The 17,338-nt window shown below is 57.5% G+C and carries 18 protein-coding genes; 6 read left to right on the top strand and 12 right to left on the bottom strand.

Annotated features, from left to right (window positions below; translation table 11 throughout):
- Positions 1 to 88: 88 nt before the first annotated feature.
- Entirely contained in the window at positions 89 to 1,471 is a 1,383-nt protein-coding gene (gene sad / locus SK47_RS10190) for a succinate-semialdehyde dehydrogenase (protein WP_003857170.1), read from the bottom strand.
- A 99-nt stretch (positions 1,472 to 1,570) separates the two neighbouring features.
- Here sad and SK47_RS10185 point away from each other — a divergent pair, with 99 nt between their 5' ends.
- Positions 1,571 to 2,449: a putrescine utilization regulator PtrR gene (locus tag SK47_RS10185; RefSeq protein WP_017382364.1), complete on the top strand. Its 879-nt coding sequence runs from the start codon at positions 1,571 to 1,573 to the stop codon at positions 2,447 to 2,449.
- Here SK47_RS10185 and SK47_RS10180 read toward each other — a convergent pair.
- Positions 2,446 to 3,258, bottom strand: a complete 813-nt coding sequence (locus tag SK47_RS10180) for a PhzF family phenazine biosynthesis protein (protein WP_048244068.1) — start codon at positions 3,256 to 3,258, stop codon at positions 2,446 to 2,448. The two genes, SK47_RS10185 and SK47_RS10180, sit on opposite strands and share 4 nt — an antisense overlap.
- A 22-nt stretch (positions 3,259 to 3,280) precedes the next feature.
- Positions 3,281 to 4,069, bottom strand: coding sequence for a PhzF family phenazine biosynthesis protein (locus SK47_RS10175; RefSeq protein WP_048244066.1), 789 nt, complete (start codon positions 4,067 to 4,069; stop codon positions 3,281 to 3,283).
- A 176-nt stretch (positions 4,070 to 4,245) separates the two neighbouring features.
- Here SK47_RS10175 and SK47_RS10170 point away from each other — a divergent pair, with 176 nt between their 5' ends.
- A complete protein-coding gene (locus tag SK47_RS10170) occupies positions 4,246 to 5,442 on the top strand; it encodes a sugar transporter (RefSeq protein ID WP_003857178.1) in 1,197 nt (398 codons plus the stop codon).
- A gap of 43 nt (positions 5,443 to 5,485) precedes the next feature.
- On the opposite strand, the gene SK47_RS10165 is transcribed toward SK47_RS10170, so the two are convergent.
- Positions 5,486 to 6,151 (bottom strand): MarC family NAAT transporter, encoded by a 666-nt coding sequence (locus SK47_RS10165; RefSeq protein WP_003857180.1) that lies wholly within the window; start codon positions 6,149 to 6,151, stop codon positions 5,486 to 5,488.
- A gap of 256 nt (positions 6,152 to 6,407) precedes the next feature.
- On the opposite strand from SK47_RS10165, the gene marR reads away from it, so the two are divergent.
- The 3 genes from marR to marB are packed head-to-tail and all read left to right on the top strand — an operon-like array spanning position 6,408 to position 7,491.
- A complete protein-coding gene (gene marR / locus SK47_RS10160; protein WP_003857182.1) occupies positions 6,408 to 6,842 on the top strand; it encodes a multiple antibiotic resistance transcriptional regulator MarR in 435 nt (144 codons plus the stop codon).
- 20 nt (positions 6,843 to 6,862) lie between these two features.
- Positions 6,863 to 7,243, top strand: coding sequence for an MDR efflux pump AcrAB transcriptional activator MarA (marA, locus tag SK47_RS10155; protein WP_001303241.1), 381 nt, complete (start codon positions 6,863 to 6,865; stop codon positions 7,241 to 7,243).
- A 32-nt stretch (positions 7,244 to 7,275) separates the two neighbouring features.
- A complete protein-coding gene (gene marB, locus SK47_RS10150) occupies positions 7,276 to 7,491 on the top strand; it encodes a multiple antibiotic resistance protein MarB (protein WP_003857184.1) in 216 nt (71 codons plus the stop codon).
- A gap of 38 nt (positions 7,492 to 7,529) precedes the next feature.
- Here the strand turns inward: marB and eamA are convergent, their stop codons facing one another.
- Positions 7,530 to 8,429, bottom strand: a complete 900-nt coding sequence (eamA, locus tag SK47_RS10145) for an O-acetylserine/cysteine exporter (protein ID WP_045894357.1) — start codon at positions 8,427 to 8,429, stop codon at positions 7,530 to 7,532.
- A 193-nt stretch (positions 8,430 to 8,622) separates the two neighbouring features.
- Here eamA and ydeE point away from each other — a divergent pair, with 193 nt between their 5' ends.
- Positions 8,623 to 9,840 (top strand): efflux MFS transporter YdeE, encoded by a 1,218-nt coding sequence (gene ydeE, locus SK47_RS10140; RefSeq protein ID WP_023324643.1) that lies wholly within the window; start codon positions 8,623 to 8,625, stop codon positions 9,838 to 9,840.
- A 46-nt stretch (positions 9,841 to 9,886) separates the two neighbouring features.
- Here the strand turns inward: ydeE and zinT are convergent, their stop codons facing one another.
- The 7 genes from zinT to SK47_RS10105 form a co-directional block, all read right to left on the bottom strand.
- Entirely contained in the window at positions 9,887 to 10,525 is a 639-nt protein-coding gene (gene zinT / locus SK47_RS10135) for a metal-binding protein ZinT (protein WP_003857190.1), read from the bottom strand.
- Between the two features lie 52 nt (positions 10,526 to 10,577).
- A complete protein-coding gene (gene urtE, locus SK47_RS10130) occupies positions 10,578 to 11,276 on the bottom strand; it encodes an urea ABC transporter ATP-binding subunit UrtE (protein WP_048244064.1) in 699 nt (232 codons plus the stop codon).
- A gap of 9 nt (positions 11,277 to 11,285) precedes the next feature.
- Complete coding sequence (gene urtD, locus SK47_RS10125) at positions 11,286 to 12,083, bottom strand: urea ABC transporter ATP-binding protein UrtD (RefSeq protein ID WP_048244062.1); 798 nt, start codon at positions 12,081 to 12,083, stop codon at positions 11,286 to 11,288.
- Positions 12,083 to 13,156 carry an urea ABC transporter permease subunit UrtC gene (gene urtC / locus SK47_RS10120; RefSeq protein WP_048244060.1) on the bottom strand — a complete coding sequence of 358 codons (1,074 nt, stop codon included), beginning with the start codon at positions 13,154 to 13,156 and terminating at the stop codon, positions 12,083 to 12,085. The genes urtD and urtC overlap by 1 nt, the downstream gene beginning before the upstream one ends.
- Positions 13,156 to 14,730, bottom strand: coding sequence for an urea ABC transporter permease subunit UrtB (gene urtB, locus SK47_RS10115; RefSeq protein ID WP_003857199.1), 1,575 nt, complete (start codon positions 14,728 to 14,730; stop codon positions 13,156 to 13,158). Before urtB ends, urtC begins: the two co-directional genes overlap by 1 nt.
- A 22-nt stretch (positions 14,731 to 14,752) precedes the next feature.
- Positions 14,753 to 16,024, bottom strand: a complete 1,272-nt coding sequence (urtA, locus tag SK47_RS10110) for an urea ABC transporter substrate-binding protein (protein WP_015570544.1) — start codon at positions 16,022 to 16,024, stop codon at positions 14,753 to 14,755.
- Between the two features lie 200 nt (positions 16,025 to 16,224).
- The gene (locus SK47_RS10105) at positions 16,225 to 17,328 is read right to left on the bottom strand and encodes a cobalamin-independent methionine synthase II family protein (RefSeq protein WP_023314139.1); all 1,104 of its coding nucleotides are present in this window, start codon (positions 17,326 to 17,328) and stop codon (positions 16,225 to 16,227) included.
- Between the last annotated feature and the right edge of the window lie 10 nt (positions 17,329 to 17,338).

Genomic DNA, 17,338 nt, shown 5'->3' with positions numbered 1-17,338 from the left:
TACGAAACGAAAATGACAGAACCATTACGCAAAAATGACAGGAAACGTGAATTGCCGGGTAGCGGCCTGGCCTTACCCGGCAACAATATTAGATGCGGTCCTTCCACACCGTCTGCACATTACAGAACTCATGCAGACCGAAATGAGATAGCTCTCGCCCGAAGCCGCTCTTCTTCACTCCGCCAAAGGCAACGCGCGCATCGCTTGCGCTATAGCCGTTGATAAAGACTCCGCCGCACTCCAGCTCGCGAGAGAAGGTTTCAGCCAGCGCATCGTTCGCGGTAAAGACCGTCGCCGATAAGCCAAAATCGCTGTCGTTAGCCAGCTGCAACGCGTGCGCCGCATCATTGGCGACGGTAATCGCGGCCACCGGGCCAAACAGCTCCTGACGGAAGGCCGTCATCTGTGGGGTGACGCCGCCGAGTACGGTTGGCGCATAATAGTTACCGCTCCCGGCAAGCTTCTCTCCGCCGAGCAGCAGGGTCGCCCCTTCCGCCAGCGTAGCCTGCACCTGCTGATGTAGTTCATCGCGAAGATCAAATCGCGCCATCGGGCCAATATAGTTATCTTCCTCATCCGGTGCGCCCATCTTCAGCGCCTTGACCGCGTCAACAAAGCGTTGGGTAAAGGCGTCCGCTACGCCCGCTTCCACAATAAAGCGTTTTGCCGCCGCACAAACCTGTCCGGTATTCTGATAACGTCCGGCCACCGCCGCGTTGACGGCCAGATCAAGATCCGCATCGTTCAGAACGATAAACGGATCGGAACCGCCCAGCTCCAGCACGCATTTCTTCAGCGCCGCGCCCGCCTGCGCGCCAATTGCCGCACCAGCCCGAACGCTGCCGGTTACGGTCACCGCCGCGATACGCCGATCGTTAATCGCCTGGCTGACGCCGTCATTCGTCGCGTTCACCCAGCCAAAGACCCCCTCCGGGAAACCGGCATCCGCGAATACCTTCCCGATCAGCTCCGCCGAGCCGAGCACATTTGGCGCATGTTTAAGCAGATAGCTGTTCCCTGCCAGCAGGATCGGCACCGCACCGCGCAGCACCTGCCAGAGCGGGAAATTCCACGGCATCACCGCAAGAATAGGTCCCAGCGGACGGTACTCAATCACCGCATTTTCGACCTGGGTTGATTCCGGGTGCAGCATCGACGGGCCGTGTTCAGCGTACCAGTCGCAAAGGCTGGCGGACTTAGCCACCTCCGCACGCGCCTGCACAATGGGCTTGCCCATCTCCCGGGAGATAGTCTGCGCCATCTCTTCCGCACGGCTACGCAGTGCCGCACCCAGATCGCGAAGTTTTTGCGCCCGGTGCGCCACGCTTTCGCGTCGCCATTGACGAAAACCGGTATCCGCCTGTGCAATGGCACGCTCAACGTCACGGGACGTTGCCCACGGGTAAGCAGCCAGCGTTTCGCCGGTAGCCGGGTTGACAGAGTGGGCATGGGTAGCAGATGAATACGTCATGATGTCCTCCACGTAATAACAGTTGATTGATTGTGGCCTACTCTGCTATTTCTTAAAAATGAATAATACTCACCACCTTATTCACGAATCGAGAACGGCATGGACTTAACACAGCTTGAGATGTTTAACGCCGTCGCACTGACCGGCAGCATTACCCAGGCGGCGCAGAAGGTACACCGGGTGCCCTCAAACCTCACCACCCGCATCCGACAGCTAGAAGCGGATCTCGGCGTGGAGCTGTTTATTCGCGAGAATCAGCGCCTGCGGCTTTCCCCCGCCGGGCACAATTTTTTGCGCTACAGCAAACAGATCCTGGCGCTGGTCGACGAAGCGCGAATGGTCGTCGCCGGGGATGAACCGCAGGGATTATTCTCGCTCGGCGCGCTGGAAAGTACCGCCGCCGTACGCATTCCGGAAAGTCTGGCGCGGTTTAACCAGCGCTATCCGCGCATTCAGTTTGCGTTATCCACCGGGCCTTCCGGTACGATGATTGACGGCGTGCTTGAAGGGACGCTTAGCGCCGCCTTTGTCGACGGGCCGCTCTCGCACCCGGAACTGGAAGGAATGCCGGTTTACCGGGAAGAGATGATGCTGGTCACCCCTGCGGGCCACGCGGAAGTGTCAAAAGCCACGCAGGTGAGCGGCAGCGACGTGTATGCCTTTCGCGCCAACTGTTCTTACCGGCGTCATCTGGAGAGCTGGTTCCATGCCGACCGCGTAACGCCGGGAAGGATCCATGAGATGGAGTCCTACCACGGGATGCTCGCCTGTGTGATTGCCGGGGCAGGCATTGCGCTGATGCCCCGCTCCATGCTGGAGAGCATGCCGGGGCATCATCAGGTGGCGGCGTGGCCGCTGGCGGAAAACTGGCGCTGGCTCACCACCTGGCTGGTGTGGCGACGCGGGGCGATGACCCGCCAGCTGGAGGCATTTATCGCGCTGCTGAACGAGCGTCAGCCACCTGCGCCCAGTTGTTAAAGTTGAACGTAGTCCTGGAGTCGAAGGAAAATTTTTCCCTTCATATACAGCGTGGCCTGCCCTCCAATCAGCACGCGGTCGCCTTTCAGCTCGCAGCGCAGATCCCCGCCGCGCAAGGAGACCTGGCGGGCCGACATCTGCGTTTTTCCGAGCTTTTCACTCCAGTACGGGATCAGCATGCTGTGCGCTGATCCCGTCACCGGATCTTCGGGCACCCCTTCCCCCGGGCAGAAGAAGCGGCTGACGAAATCATACTCATCTCCCGGCGCTGTAACGCAGACCATTTTCCCCAGCGGGAGCATAGCCGCGATATCCGGCGTCAGCGCTTCCACCTGCCGCTGGCTGTCGAGCACCACCATGTAGTCACGCCCCACACGGACCTCGTTTGCCGCGTTAATGCCCAGCGCGCTGAACAGCACTGGGGGTGGAGTATCGACAACCTCGGTTGACCACGCCGGGAAATTAAGCGTCAGCCAGTCGCCGCTGCGTTGTACCGTCAGTTCGCCGACAAAGCGCGTGGTGAAGGTGATTTCCGTATGCGGATAATCCAGGTATTCAAAAATAACGTGAGAAGCCGCGAGGGTTGCGTGGCCACAGAGGTTAATTTCATCCTGCGTGGTAAACCAGCGCAGTTCAAACCCGTTATCCGTTCGGACAAAGAACGCCGCCTCTGACTGATTATGCTGTTTCGCCATCTTCAGCAGCGTCTCATCCGGTAGCCACGCTTCCAGCGGACACACCGCCGCCGCATTGCCGCCGAACGCCCTGTCGCTGAAGGCATCTACCAGATAAAAATCAATTTCCTGCATCGTTGGTTCCTCTTAGATTTATTCAGCGCAGAAATACTGTGCCCTTCAGATACAGCGCCGCCTGCCCGCCCATCCGCACGCGGTCGCCCTTGAGTTCGCAGCGTACGTCTCCTCCACGGGCGGAAACCTGGCGGGCAAACATCTGTGTTTTGCCAAGCCGTTCACTCCAGTAAGGGATCAGCATGGTGTGCGCGGAGCCGGTGACAGGATCTTCCGGCACGGCCACGCCCGGCGAGAAGAAACGACTGATAAAGTCGTATTCTCCTTCGTCCCGGGCGGTGACGGCCACTTTATGCTCCCCCGGCGTCATGGCGGAGAAATCCGGATTAATGGCTTCCACCTGCTCGCGGCTCTCCAGTACCAGCACCCAGGCGCGGCCTTTTCGCGCCTCGACGTAGTGGCTGATACCGAGTGCGGTGAGCAACTCCGGTGGCGGCGTCTGCGCCTGCGTCGGGCAGGCCGGGAAGTCCAGCGTCATCCAGTCACCTTCACGGCTGACGGTCAGGCGACCAGAGGCAGTGTCAAAATGAAGGCGTGAGTCCGGATAATCCAGTTCGTTAAACAGAATATACGCCGCGGCAAGCGTCGCGTGACCACACAGATTAACCTCGGTTAGCGTGGTGAACCAGCGCAACTCGATCCCCCCTTTGGTACACACAAAAAACGCGGTTTCCGACTGGTTATGCTGTTGTGCCATCCGCAGTAACGTCTCATCCGGTAGCCACGCGTCGAGGGGGCACACCGCCGCCGGGTTGCCGCCAAAGGAGGACGCGCTGAACGCATCTACCAGATAAAAATCAATCTCCTGCATTGTGTTACCGCCTGTTTTTGTTGTGTTGTTCTTTATCTTCAATGAAAACAACCGCGTTCGCTACCGCTGCATGAAGGTAAATTTTGTGATTCATATCACATAACGGTTGAGTTTTCGCCGTTTAAGGCTTTAAGATCGTCTCCTCATCTTTCAGGCAACGAATCCCAGATATCCCTATGACAACACACACGGTTTCCCGCAGGGTCGCGTGGCTACGCGTGGTCACGCTCGCCATCGCAGCGTTTATTTTCAACACCACGGAATTTGTTCCGGTTGGGCTGCTGTCCGACATTGCAGCCAGCTTCCATATGGAAACGGCACAGGTTGGCATTATGCTGACCATCTATGCATGGGTGGTAGCGCTGATGTCGCTGCCGTTTATGCTGCTGACCAGCCAGATGGAACGTCGTAAGCTGCTGATTGGGCTGTTTGTGGTGTTCATTGCCAGCCATGTGCTGTCATTTATGGCATGGAACTTCACCGTGCTGGTCATCAGCCGCGTCGGCATCGCGTTTGCCCATGCCGTTTTCTGGTCGATCACCGCATCGCTCGCCATTCGTCTGGCCCCGGCGGGGAAACGCGCCCAGGCGCTGAGCCTGATTGCCACCGGAACGGCGCTGGCGATGGTGTTAGGCCTGCCGATCGGGCGCATTGTGGGTCAATACTTCGGCTGGCGCACCACCTTCTTTGCCATCGGCATGGGGGCGCTGATCACCCTGGTGTGTCTGATCAAACTGCTGCCAAAACTGCCCAGCGAACACTCCGGCTCGCTGAAAAGTCTTCCGCTGCTAATGCGTCGACCGGCGCTGATGAGCATCTATTTGCTGACCGTGATTGTGGTGACCGCCCATTACACGGCCTACAGCTATATTGAGCCGTTTGTTCAGGTTGTGGCGGGCTTTAGCGCTAACTTTGCCACCGTTCTGCTGCTGATCCTGGGCGGCGCGGGGATTATCGGCAGCATCCTGTTCGGGAAGCTGGGCAATCAGCATGCGTCTGCGCTTGTAAGCAGTGCGATTGGCCTGCTGCTGGCATGTCTGCTGTTGCTGATGCCTGCGGCAGGCAGCGAGAGTCATCTGGCGATCCTCAGTCTGTTCTGGGGCGTGGCGATCATGATTATTGGTCTGGGAATGCAGGTCAAAGTGCTGGCGCTGGCCCCGGACGCCACGGACGTAGCGATGTCGCTCTTCTCCGGGATTTTCAATCTGGGCATTGGAGCCGGTGCGCTGGTGGGCAATCAGATCAGCCTGCATGTATCGATGTCGGCCATTGGCTATCTCGGGGCGATTCCGGCGCTGATCGCGCTGATCTGGTCGGTGCTTATCTTCCGTAAATGGCCGGTCGCGATGGAAGAACAGACCAGCCACGGTTGACGTTTGTTGTGCCGGGTGGCTCTGCGCTTACCCGGCAACGTTCTCAATGATACGTCTTAACAATCTCCAGCACGCCGTTAATAATAAACTGCACGCCCATACAGACCAGCAGGAAGCCCATCAGACGGGAGATAGCTTCAATCCCCCCCTTGCCCACCCAGCGCATAATCGCCCCGGAACTGCGCAATGACCCCCAGACAATAATGGCAATAAGCGCAAAAATGATCGGCGGCGCAACGGTGATAACCCAGTGCGGAAATGTCGACCCATCACGCACCGTTGAGGCGGAACTGATGATCATCGCAATCGTTCCCGGCCCTGCCGTGCTCGGCATGGCTAACGGCACAAACGCGATGTTGGCGCTCGGTTCGCTTTCAAGCTCCTCCGATTTGCTTTTGGCTTCCGGGGATTCGTGCGCTTTGTGCGCCGGGAACAGCATCCGGAAACCAATAAAGGCCACGATCAGCCCGCCAGCGATACGCAGACCGGGAATCGAAATACCAAAGGTATTCATCACCAGTTGCCCGGCGTAATAAGCCACCATCATTATGGCAAAGACGTACACAGAGGCCATCATCGACTGCTGATTGCGCTCCGCGCTGTTCATGTTCCCCGCCAGCCCCAGAAAAAGCGCCACCGTCGTTAACGGGTTCGCCAGCGGCAGCAACACCACCAGCCCAAGCCCCACTGCTTTAATCAAATCCAACATAATGCACCGCAGTCCTTATCCTTATTCAACATCGCAATTATAGGGGCAAATCCTCGTCCGTAGCCATCCGCGCAGCGTAACCATAATTGTCTCTCGTAATTCATAACCCCAGATTATCTGTATGATTTAAAAGCGTACAGAATGAGTTCCTGAAGCGTTTTAGCATTTCGTGGCATCGGCCGATTCATTCAGTTGACTTATACTTGCCTGAGCAATAATATCTGCCGTGACTAAACTACTTGCCAGGGCAACCATTGTGAAAAGCACCAGTGACCTCTTTAACGACATAATCCCACTGGGTCGTCTTATTCATATGGTTAATCAGAAAAAAGATCGCCTGCTCAATGACTATCTGTCACCGCTGGATATCACCGCAACACAGTTTAAAGTGCTGTGTTCCATTCGCTGCGAAGTGTGTATCACGCCGGTTGAGCTGAAAAAGGTGCTCTCTGTCGATCTGGGTGCGTTAACCCGCATGCTGGATCGTCTCGTCTGTAAAGGATGGGTAGAACGAAGCCCTAACCCAAATGACAAACGTGGCGTACTGGTGAAACTGACCAGCGATGGCGCGGCCATGTGTGAGCAATGTCATCAATTAGTAGGACAAACACTGCACCAGGAACTGACAAAAAACTTAACGGCGGATGAAGTGGCAACGCTTGAGCTTTTACTCAAGAAAATCCTGCCGTAAACAGAAAAAGAGGTATGACGATGTCCAGACGCAATACTGACGCTATCACCATTCATAGCATTTTGGACTGGATCGAAGATAACCTGGAATCCCCGCTCTCCCTTGAGAAAGTGTCTGAGCGTTCAGGTTACTCAAAATGGCACCTGCAACGGATGTTTAAAAAAGAGACCGGCCATTCATTAGGACAATATATTCGCAGCCGCAAGCTGACGGAGATTGCCCAAAAACTGAAAGAAAGCAATGAGCCGATCCTCTATCTGGCGGAACGTTACGGATTTGAATCGCAACAAACCCTGACGCGTACGTTCAAGAACTACTTTGACGTGCCGCCTCATAAGTACCGTATTACCAGTATGCCGGGTGAATCCCGTTATCTGTATCCGCTAAAACATTGCAGTTAATCATCGCCTGTTAAGACGTAACCGAGGAAATCATGAAATTTATCGCCTCCGCCGCCCTCACCTTGCTGGTGCTGGTTTCCGGCCAGAGCTTCGCGGAGCAAACCCCCAGTGCGGGGCAGCAAAATAATCGTGACACCATGATTATGCCGTCCACGCAAAACCAGTCGCCCTGGGACTTCAATCACATGGGCGCTGGCAGCGACAAATCCGACGAATTAGGCGTGCCGTATTACAACCACGACCTGTAATTCGTTTTTGCCCCGCTAATGCGGGGCTTTTTTCTGCCTTAACTCTGCACCCGCGTCGCCCGACGCACCCGCAAGCCAAAGACGTTGATATACAGCCCGGCCATAATCAGCCCTGCGCCACACAGTTGCAGCACGCCGAGCGTTTCATCCAGCAACAGTGCGGCGCTGGCAAGCCCGACCACCGGTACCAGCAGCGATAATGGCGCCACGCGCCAGGTTTCATAGCGTCCGAGCAGCGATCCCCAGATACCATAGCCAATGATTGAGGCAACGAACGCCAGGTAGATCAGCGACAAAATAGTCGTCAGGTCGATCTCCACCAGGCTTTTCAGCATCGCCTGCGGCCCCTCCAGAATAAATGACGCGGCCATAAACGGTACGATGGGGATCAACGCGCTCCAGACCACCAGCGATAAGACCGCCGGACGCGCCTCGTGCTGCATTATCAGCTTGTTAAAGATATTGCCGCACGCCCAGCTCAGCCCCGCCGCCAGGGTGAGCATAAAGCCCAGCAGCGCGACATGCTGACCGTTGAGGCTGCCTTCAATCAGCACCAGCACGCCAAAGACCGCAAGGCTAATGCCCGCCAGCTGCTTGCCCTGCAAGCGTTCGCCAAAGACAAACGCGCCGAGAATGATGGTAAAGAACGCCTGCACCTGAAGCACCAGCGAAGCCAGGCCCGCAGGCATACCGAATTTAATAGCGCAAAAAAGAAACGCAAACTGACCAAAGCTGATGGTGAGGCCGTAGCCCAGCAGCAGCTTGAGGGGAATTTTCGGGCGGGCGACGAACAGCAGCGCCGGAAACGCCACCAGCAGGAAGCGCAGACCCGCCAGCATCAGTGGAGGCATGTTGTGCAACCCCATTTTGATGACCACAAAATTGAGTCCCCACACCACGACAACCAGCAACGCTAACAGCCCGTCTTTCCGCGTCATTTTCCGCCCCTGAAATATTAAAATTTTGTAAACACCTCAAGGTAACAGAAAAAATAGCCCCGCGAGAAGATCATTAATTCTGGTACTGAAGAGAAGCACTTGCGGATAAATTGGGTGCTATACAAGCTGCCGATCCCATGATAATCCTGTAATAACACAACAAAAAAAGCATAAGCATTTGTCGGGCAGGAAAATGAAACCATCAATCAGGCGCTCAACCGCAGCGCTGCTGGCATCGTCATTGTTATTAACAATTGGCCGCGGGGCAACGCTGCCCTTTATGACCATATATCTCACACGCGTGTACGATATGAGCGTGGAGAATATTGGCTATGCCCTTACCGTGGCGTTGACCATTGGCGTGGTGTTTAGCCTGGGGTTTGGCATCCTGGCGGATAAATTCGACAAAAAACGCTATATGCTGATCGCCATCGTCGCCTTTATCGCCGGGTTTGTGGCCATTCCGCTGGTGAATAACGTGACGCTGGTAGTGCTGTTCTTTGCCCTGATTAACTGCGCCTATTCCGTCTTCTCAACGGTGCTGAAAGCATGGTTTGCCGACGTGCTGACCTCCAGCGAAAAGGCGCGCGTTTTCTCACTCAACTACAGTTTCCTGAACATCGGCTGGACGATCGGGCCGCCGATCGGCACCCTGCTTGTAATGTACAGCCTGCAACTGCCGTTCTGGCTGGCGGCCTTCTGCGCCGCACTGCCGCTCGGGTTTATCCATTTCTTTGTGCAGAAAAGCATAGCCTCGGACAGCCCTGAGGAGAAAATGCCATGGCAACCCTCGGTGCTGCTGAAAGACCGGGCGCTGTTCTGGTACACGCTCTCCGGGCTGCTGGCGTCGTATGTGGGTGGATCGTTCGCCACCTGCATTTCCCAGTATGTCCTCGCCGCACATGCGGACAGTGATTTCGCAGAAAAGGTGGTGGCCGTTGTGCTGCCCGTCAACGCGGCGGTGGTCGTCACCCTGCAATATGCGCTTGGACGGAAGATCACCGCCAGCAATATCCGTCCGCTAATGACCGCCGCGACGCTTTTTTTCATCCTCGGGCTGGGGGGGTTTATGCTTTCCGGCGAGAACCTGATTTACTGGGGGATCGCGGCAGCGATTTTCACCCTGGGTGAGATTATTTATGCACCGGGTGAATACATGCTGATCGACAATATCGCCCCGCCGGGCATGAAGGCGAGCTACTTCTCCGCACAAGCGCTGGGCTGGCTGGGCGCGGCGGCGAACCCGATGATCACCGGACTCATCCTGACCCATCTGCCGCACTGGTCATTATTTATCATTATGATGGCCGCCATCATTGCTGCCTGGCTGATGATATTGCGCGGGATGCGCGTGAAAAGTGAAGATAGCGTGTCGAGTAGCGCTGCGCTTACCCGACCTGGAAAACCCTAATCCCAGGCCGGGTAAGGCGAAGCCGTCCCCCGGCTAAACCAACACCTTAGTGGTGCAACATCTCCTCCACCACCTGCTCCTTGTACATCTCATTCGGGTAGTAGGTCGGCCAGTTATCCATCTCTTTCAGCAGCGCCTCGTGGGAGGTGTTGCCCATAAAGATATGGAAGTGTGAAGAGGCTTTCGGCCCGATGATATGGTCGCTGAACTGCACAAACTTAGGCGCCTCGCTCGCGTTATCCTTGCACTCAAACAGGTAGCGCACACCTTTTTTCCCCGACGCATAGGTCAGAATTTTGTAGCCGCTGTAGTCGTAGCGGCAGCTGCTCACCGTTTTGCCTCGGTGGAATTCCATCACGTTGTTTTCAATGCCGATGGCGTCCACGTCCGTCGCGTAACCCTTGCGGTAGTAGGCCTTCACCTCGGCAGCAGATTTTTCTCCCTTCTGCGCTTTCTTTTCGAAAACCGGATCCAGCGAACCATCAAGCAGGAACGGGTAAACAGACTGCCATGTTCCGTCCCAGTCAGACAGCTTCCTGTCCCTGACGTCTTTATCCTCAAAGACGCCGTTTGCCGCCTTCTGTTCCGCCTCCGTCATCTGATGACCGTGCGAATGGGCAAAAAGCGAGCCGCTTACCAGCAGCGTTCCCAAAGTCAGCGCAATTTTTCCAGGTTGTGCAGCCACAGCAAAATCCTCATTCCGTTTTATAAGAATAGGGATGTTATATTATAACATTTCAGATCGCAACCAGCCCGCGAACGCCCTCCTGCTCCATATTCTCCCCGCGCCCCTGCTGGACGATGCTTCCGCGCGACATCACCAGATAGCTGTCGGCCAGCTCTGCCGCAAAATCATAAAATTGCTCCACCAGCAGGATCGCCATATCCCCCCGGTTCGCCAGGCTGCGGATCACCTGCCCAATCTCTTTAATCACCGAGGGCTGAATACCTTCCGTGGGTTCATCCAGAATCAGTAATTGTGGACGGCTCGCCAGCGCGCGACCAATCGCCAGCTGCTGTTGCTGACCACCGGAAAGATCGCCTCCGCGTCGGTGCTTCATCTCCTCCAGCACCGGGAAAAGCTGCCAAATCTCCTCCGGTACGCTTCTTGCGTTTCCCGCTGAGAAGCGCGTCAGCCCCATCAGCAGGTTTTCTTCTACGGTCAGACGCGGAAAAATCTCCCGCCCCTGCGGAACATACGCCACGCCGGACTGTACCCGCTGGTGCGGTTTACTGTGAGTGATGCTCTTTCCCTGCCAGACCACCTCCCCGGCTTTCACCGGGATCAGCCCCATCAGGCACCTCAGCAGCGTGGTTTTGCCCACCCCGTTGCGCCCCAGCAGGCAGGTCACTTCCCCGACGACCGCCTCAAAGCTCACCCCGCGCAGAATATGACTTCCGCCGTAGTACTGATTCAGTTCGCTAACCTGTAACATCCCCTCTCCTTAGCGTCCCAGATAGACGTCAATCACCTGTTCATTGGCCTGTACCTCGCGAAGCGAACCTTCCGCCAGTACGCGCCCCTGATGCAGCACCGTGACGTGGTCGGCGATGGTCTCAACGAAACCCATATCGTGCTCAACCACCATCAGCGAATGCTTGCCTGCCAGGGTGCGGAACAGCTCGGCAGTGTATTCCGTCTCGGCGTCGGTCATACCGGCGGCGGGTTCGTCCAGCAGTAACAGGTGCGGGTCCTGCACCAGCAGCATGCCGATCTCCAGAAACTGCTTCTGTCCGTGGGAAAGCAGTCCGGCACGGCGATCGCGCTCGCTGCCAAGCCGCAGCAAAACCAGCATCTCGTCAATGCGGTCGCGCTGCTCGCCGCTGAGCGTTGCCCGCAGGCTCGCCCAGACGGACCTGTCGGCTTTCATGGTGATTTCGAGGTTTTCCCCTACGGTCAACGCTTCAAACACGGTCGGCTTCTGGAACTTACGGCCAATGCCCTGACGGGCGATGGCCGCCGGTTCCAGGGCAGTCAGATCGATGGACTGATCGTAAATAGCTTTCCCGCTTTTTGGCCGGGTTTTGCCGGTGATCACGTCCATCAGCGTGGTTTTACCGGCGCCGTTAGGGCCAATGATGCAGCGCAATTCTCCGACGCCGATATTCAGCGAGAGATCGGTCAACGCCTGAAAACCGTCGAAACTGACGTTAATGGCCTCGAGCTGCAACACCGGATCGGTCTGCTCGCGGTAACGGTCGCCCGGTAGCTGGCGGGTAAAGAGTCCTTCAGAGGGCTGCATTAATTCTCTCCCTTACGAAACAGACCGAACACGCCGCGCGGTAAAAACAGCGTCACGGCGATGAAAATCAGCCCCAGAAACAGCTGCCAGTACTCCGGCATCGCCACGGTGAAAAAGCTCTTCGCACCGTTGACCAGCGCCGCGCCAATCACCGGGCCCACCAGAGTGCCGCGCCCGCCCAGCGCTACCCAGATGGCCGCTTCAATCGAGTTGGTTGGCGACATTTCACCCGGGTTGATAATGCCCACCTGCGGAACGTACAGCGCCCCCGCCAGGCCACACAGCACGGCGGAAAGCGTCCAGACCAGCAGCTTGAAGCCGCGCGGATCGTAGCCGCAGAACGTGAGACGGTTTTCCGCATCGCGCACCGCCGTTAAAATGCGGCCAAATTTACTCTTCGCCAGCGCGTAGCCTGTGCCCAGGGCCAGAAGCAGCAGCATGACCGTTGCGAGAAACAGCGCGATCCGCGTGGTGGTCGCCGTGACGGAAAATCCGAGCAGCGTGGTAAAGCCGGTAAAGCCGTTATTGCCGCCAAAGCCGGTTTCGTTGCGAAAGAACAGCAGCATGCCCGCATAGGTCAGCGCCTGGGTCATGATGGAGAAATAGACCCCTTTGATCTTCGAGCGGAAAGCAAACCAGCCGAAGACCAGCGCCAGCAGGCCGGGTATCGTCACAATTAACACCAGTGCCCAGGCAAAATGCTGCGTTCCCCACCAGAACCAGGGCAGTTCGCTCCACGAGAGAAACGACATAAACGCGGGCAGCCCGTCCCCGGCCGCCTGGCGCATCAGGTACATGCCCATCGCATAGCCGCCCAGGGCGAAGAATATGCCGTGCCCCAGCGAGAGCATACCGGCATAGCCCCAGACCAGATCGAGGGCCACGGCGACCACCGCGTAGCAGAGGATCTTGCCGATGAGCGTCAACATCCACGTGGAAACGGCCAGCGGATGGGTGGCGGGCAACAGCGCGAGAAAAGGCAGCACCAGCAGCGCCGCAACCAGCAGACTGCCGAAGATTTGCGCGGTGCGCGGTGCACTGCGCGCCAGTGTTAAGGTCAATGGCTGGCTCATCAGTCTGTCACCCTCCCTTTAAGTGCGAATAACCCCTGCGGACGTTTCTGGATAAACAGAATGATCGCCACCAGAATCAGGATCTTGCCCAGCACGGCGCCCATCTGCGGTTCAAGAATTTTATTGAAGATCCCCAGACCAAAGGCCGCCGCGACGCTACCGGCCAGCTGGCCGACGCCGCCGAGCACCACCACCAGGAATGAATCGATGATGTATCCCTGGCCCAGCTCCGGTCCCACGTTCCCCAGTTGGGACAATGCAACGCCGCCCAGCCCGGCAATGCCGGACCCGAGGCCAAACGCCAGCATATCTACCCGTCCGGTGGGAACGCCGCAGCAGGCCGCCATGCTGCGGTTTTGCGTCACCGCCCGCACGTTTAGACCCAGACGCGTTTTGTTCAGAATGAGCCAGGTGAAGAACAGCACCAGCAGCACAAACCCGAGCACCACAATACGGTTCCACGGCAGCGTCAGGTTGGCAAAAACCTGCACCCCGCCGGACAGCCAGGCCGGGTTAGCGACCTCAAGGTTCTGGGCGCCAAAGGTCATGCGCACCAGCTGGATCAGCATCAGGCTGATCCCCCAGGTGGCGAGCAGGGTTTCCAGCGGGCGGCCATACAGATGGCGGATCACCGTGCGCTCCAGCACCATCCCGATACCTGCCGTCAGGCAAAACGCCACCGGCAGCGCCACCACCGGATAAAGCGCCAGCCACTGAGGCATCCACTGCGCCATCACCTGTTGCACCATCCAGGTGGCATACGCCCCGAGCATCAGCATTTCGCCGTGGGCCATGTTAATCACCCCCAGCAGACCATAGGTGATAGCCAGCCCGAGCGCGGCCAGCAAGAGTACCGACCCCAACGACAGGCCCATGAAGGCCTGCCCCAGCAGTTCACCCCACATCAGCCGGTGCTGAATACGGTCCAGGCTCTCGGCGGCGGCGGCACGTACCCGTGCGTCCGGCTCGGTTTGCGCCCGGGTGAACGGCGTCAGCGTGGCCTGAACGTCCGGATCGTCAGACTGTCCCAACAGTTCAACCGCGTTGAGGCGCGTTTCCGCCTGCGGACTCGCCAGCTGAAGATTTGCCAGCGCCAGCCTCAGCGACTGTCGGGTGACGTCGTCCGTTTCGCGATTAGCCCGCTGTTGCAGAAACCCGAGCATATCCGGCTGGGCGTCACGCTGAAGTTGCCGCGCGGCATGACGCCTTTCGGTGACACTGTCACTAACAAGCTGATGCGTCGCCAGCGCCGTGACGGTTAACACGCGCAGCCGGTTGGTCAGCCGCACGGCTTTGGTCGTTCCTTCGGCGCTCTTTGCCGCGCCCAGGGCAACCATTTCGCCGTCGATGCGGGTAAATGCCTTCTTCTGGCTGTCGGTATAAAGGTTCTCCTGTTGCAGCGCCTTAAGCAGCGGCAAACGTGCAGGTTCCGGCGTGGCTGCCCAGCGGGTCAGCATGGCGGTTTGCTGGCTGCGGCTAGCGGCAACAAAATCATCGGCATCCGATGCCTGCGCCATCCCTGGCAGCAGTCCGGTAAGCCACACAATCGCAATCATCATGCGCATGGCGTTCATGACGTCTCTCCCTGGTGGTGGCTTAGTTGCTGGCGGTTTTCATCGGCTGATCAGGTTTTTTGTCATTCCCGGCGATAAACGGGCTCCACGGCTGAGCGCGTACCGGCTGTTCGGTTTGCCAGACGACGTTGAACTGGCCGTTGCCTTCGATTTCACCAATCATGACGGGCTTATGCAGGTGGTGGTTGGTGGCATCCATGGTCAGCGTAAAGCCGGACGGCGCGTTGAACGACTGGCCCGCCATTGCCGCGCGCACTTTGTCCACGTCGGTTGTTCCCGCTTTTTCAACCGCCTGCGCCCACATATGCAGGCCGACGTAGGTCGCTTCCATCGGATCGTTGGTGACGACGGTATCGGCATTCGGCAGCTTATGGGCTTTCGCGTAGGCTTTGTAGGCCGCGACAAAGGTCTGGTTGGTCGGGTTATCGACGGATTCAAAGTAGTTCCACGCCGCCAGGTTACCCACCAGCGGTTTGGTATCAATGCCGCGCAGTTCCTCCTCGCCCACCGAGAACGCCACAACCGGCACGTCCGTGGCTTTCAGCCCCTGGTTCGCCAGCTCTTTATAGAAAGGCACGTTGGAATCACCGTTGATGGTGGAGACCACCGCCGTTTTACCGCCCGCAGAGAATTTCTTGATACTGGCGACGATGGTCTGGTAATCGCTATGACCAAATGGGGTGTAGACCTCTTCAATATCTTTATCTTCCACGCCTTTCGAGTGCAGGAAGGCGCGCAGGATCTTGTTCGTGGTGCGCGGGTAAACGTAGTCCGTTCCCAGCAGGAAGAAGCGTTTCGCGCTGCCGCCGTCCTCGCTCATCAGGTACTCCACCGCCGGGATCGCCTGCTGGTTAGGCGCCGCGCCGGTATAGAAGACGTTAGGTGACATCTCTTCACCTTCGTACTGCACCGGATAGAACAGCAAACCGTTCAGCTCCTCAAAAACCGGCAGAACCGATTTACGCGATACGGAGGTCCAGCAGCCAAACACCACGGCGACCTTATCCTGGCTCAGAAGCTGGCGAGCCTTTTCGGCAAACAGCGGCCAGTTGGAGGCCGGGTCAACCACCACCGGCTCCAGCTTTTTCCCGAGCACGCCGCCTTTGGCGTTAATTTCATCGATGGTCATCAGGGCGACATCTTTCAGGGGCGTTTCTGAAATGGCCATCGTGCCGGAGAGTGAGTGCATGATCCCGACTTTAATGGTCTCTGCGGCCTGGACGCCAAAACTGACCCCCATGGCGACCACGGAGGCGGACAAGGCGAACGCTTTTATAAAGGTACGACGGTGCATATTTTCACTCCTGAAAAAGAAAGCTGTGCGAAGACGTCCGTTACCGCCCGGACGCAGAAAAAGTAACGTCAGTTTCAGGAGAGCAAAAAGGGTGCCAGGTTGCAGAGGCAGGATTTAAACGGGTTCGAAGAGAGGATTTACGGTAAACGACTCAGAATGGTACAGCGCTGCACTGTAATAATGCAGCGCTGTGAACGGCGTTACCAGACGTCGCTGGCGATTTGCGTCACCAGGCGAATTTTATCCCACTGCTGGGCTTCGCTCAGGCTGTTACCCTCTTCCGTGGAGGCAAATCCGCACTGCGGGCTGAGGCAAATCTGCTCTTTCGCCACGTAGCGCGCGGCCTCTTCCAGACGCGCTTTCACCCCTTCCGGGTTCTCCAGTTCACCGTGCTTGGTGGTGATCAGCCCCAGCACCACCTGCTGTTTACCCGGGCGCACAAAACGCAGTGGCGCAAAGTCGCCGCTACGGTCGTTGTCGTACTCCAGGAAGAACGCGTCGACGTTCACCGTGCCGAACAGCACCTCCGCCACCGGCTCATAGCCGCCTTCGGAAATCCAGGTTGAGCGGAAGTTGCCGCGGCAGACGTGCAGCCCGATGGTCAGGTCGTCCGGTTTGCCCTCCAGCGCCTTATTCAGCACCCGGGCATAGGTTCGGGCAAGTTCGTCTGCATCGTCACCGCGCTCGCGGATCTGGCGGCGCTGGTCTTCTGAACAAAGGTAGGCCCAGACGGTATCATCCAGTTGCAGATAGCGGCAGCCTGCATCGTAAAAGGCCCGAATGGCATCGCGCCAGGTTGTCGCCAGATCGTCAAAGTAATCCTTCAGATCCGGGTAGACCGTGGCATCAATATCCTTGCGGCCACCGCGGAAGTGCAGCACGCTCGGGCTCGGAATGGTCATCTTCGGCTGTGCGTTACCGCTGATGCTTTTGAGGTAGCGAAAATCTTCCAGCATAGGATGATCGCCGAAGCCCAGTTTGCCCGTTACGCGCACGCCGTGGGCTTTGGTCTGCACCCCGTTGAACTGAATGCCCTGCTGCGAATCATAACGCTCTACGCCCTGTAGCCCGTCAAAGAAGTCAAAGTGCCACCAGGCGCGGCGGAATTCACCGTCCGTTACCACATGCAGGCCGCAGGCGCACTGCTGTTCGACAACATGGCGAATGGCCTCGTCCTCAACCGCGCGAAGCTGACCGGCATCGATCTCACCGCTGGCAAATTGCAGACGGGCCTGTTTAACAGAGTCCGGGCGTAAAAAACTGCCGACTACATCGGCGCGGTACGGGGCGTGGTGTCGCTGCATGGAAATCTCC

The sequence above is a fragment of the Enterobacter sp. BWH52 genome (genome assembly GCF_001037565.1).
Classification (GTDB): Bacteria; Pseudomonadota; Gammaproteobacteria; order Enterobacterales; family Enterobacteriaceae; genus Enterobacter; species Enterobacter hormaechei_C.
The sequence above is the reverse complement of the archived record's forward strand: the minus strand, read 5'-3'. Positions and strand labels throughout refer to the sequence as shown.

Bases quoted from the DNA above. Each gene is read 5' to 3' on its own strand.
- sad (WP_003857170.1), bottom strand. From the start codon at position 1,471: ATGACGTATTCATCTGCTACCCATGCCCACTCTGTCAACCCGGCTACC.
- SK47_RS10185 (WP_017382364.1), top strand. From the start codon at position 1,571: ATGGACTTAACACAGCTTGAGATGTTTAACGCCGTCGCACTGACCGGC.
- SK47_RS10180 (WP_048244068.1), bottom strand. From the start codon at position 3,258: ATGCAGGAAATTGATTTTTATCTGGTAGATGCCTTCAGCGACAGGGCG.
- SK47_RS10175 (WP_048244066.1), bottom strand. From the start codon at position 4,069: ATGCAGGAGATTGATTTTTATCTGGTAGATGCGTTCAGCGCGTCCTCC.
- SK47_RS10170 (WP_003857178.1), top strand. From the start codon at position 4,246: ATGACAACACACACGGTTTCCCGCAGGGTCGCGTGGCTACGCGTGGTC.
- SK47_RS10165 (WP_003857180.1), bottom strand. From the start codon at position 6,151: ATGTTGGATTTGATTAAAGCAGTGGGGCTTGGGCTGGTGGTGTTGCTG.
- marA (WP_001303241.1), top strand. From the start codon at position 6,863: ATGTCCAGACGCAATACTGACGCTATCACCATTCATAGCATTTTGGAC.
- marB (WP_003857184.1), top strand. From the start codon at position 7,276: ATGAAATTTATCGCCTCCGCCGCCCTCACCTTGCTGGTGCTGGTTTCC.
- eamA (WP_045894357.1), bottom strand. From the start codon at position 8,429: ATGACGCGGAAAGACGGGCTGTTAGCGTTGCTGGTTGTCGTGGTGTGG.
- ydeE (WP_023324643.1), top strand. From the start codon at position 8,623: ATGAAACCATCAATCAGGCGCTCAACCGCAGCGCTGCTGGCATCGTCA.
- urtE (WP_048244064.1), bottom strand. From the start codon at position 11,276: ATGTTACAGGTTAGCGAACTGAATCAGTACTACGGCGGAAGTCATATT.
- urtD (WP_048244062.1), bottom strand. From the start codon at position 12,083: ATGCAGCCCTCTGAAGGACTCTTTACCCGCCAGCTACCGGGCGACCGT.
- urtC (WP_048244060.1), bottom strand. From the start codon at position 13,156: ATGAGCCAGCCATTGACCTTAACACTGGCGCGCAGTGCACCGCGCACC.
- urtB (WP_003857199.1), bottom strand. From the start codon at position 14,730: ATGAACGCCATGCGCATGATGATTGCGATTGTGTGGCTTACCGGACTG.
- urtA (WP_015570544.1), bottom strand. From the start codon at position 16,024: ATGCACCGTCGTACCTTTATAAAAGCGTTCGCCTTGTCCGCCTCCGTG.
- SK47_RS10105 (WP_023314139.1), bottom strand. From the start codon at position 17,328: ATGCAGCGACACCACGCCCCGTACCGCGCCGATGTAGTCGGCAGTTTT.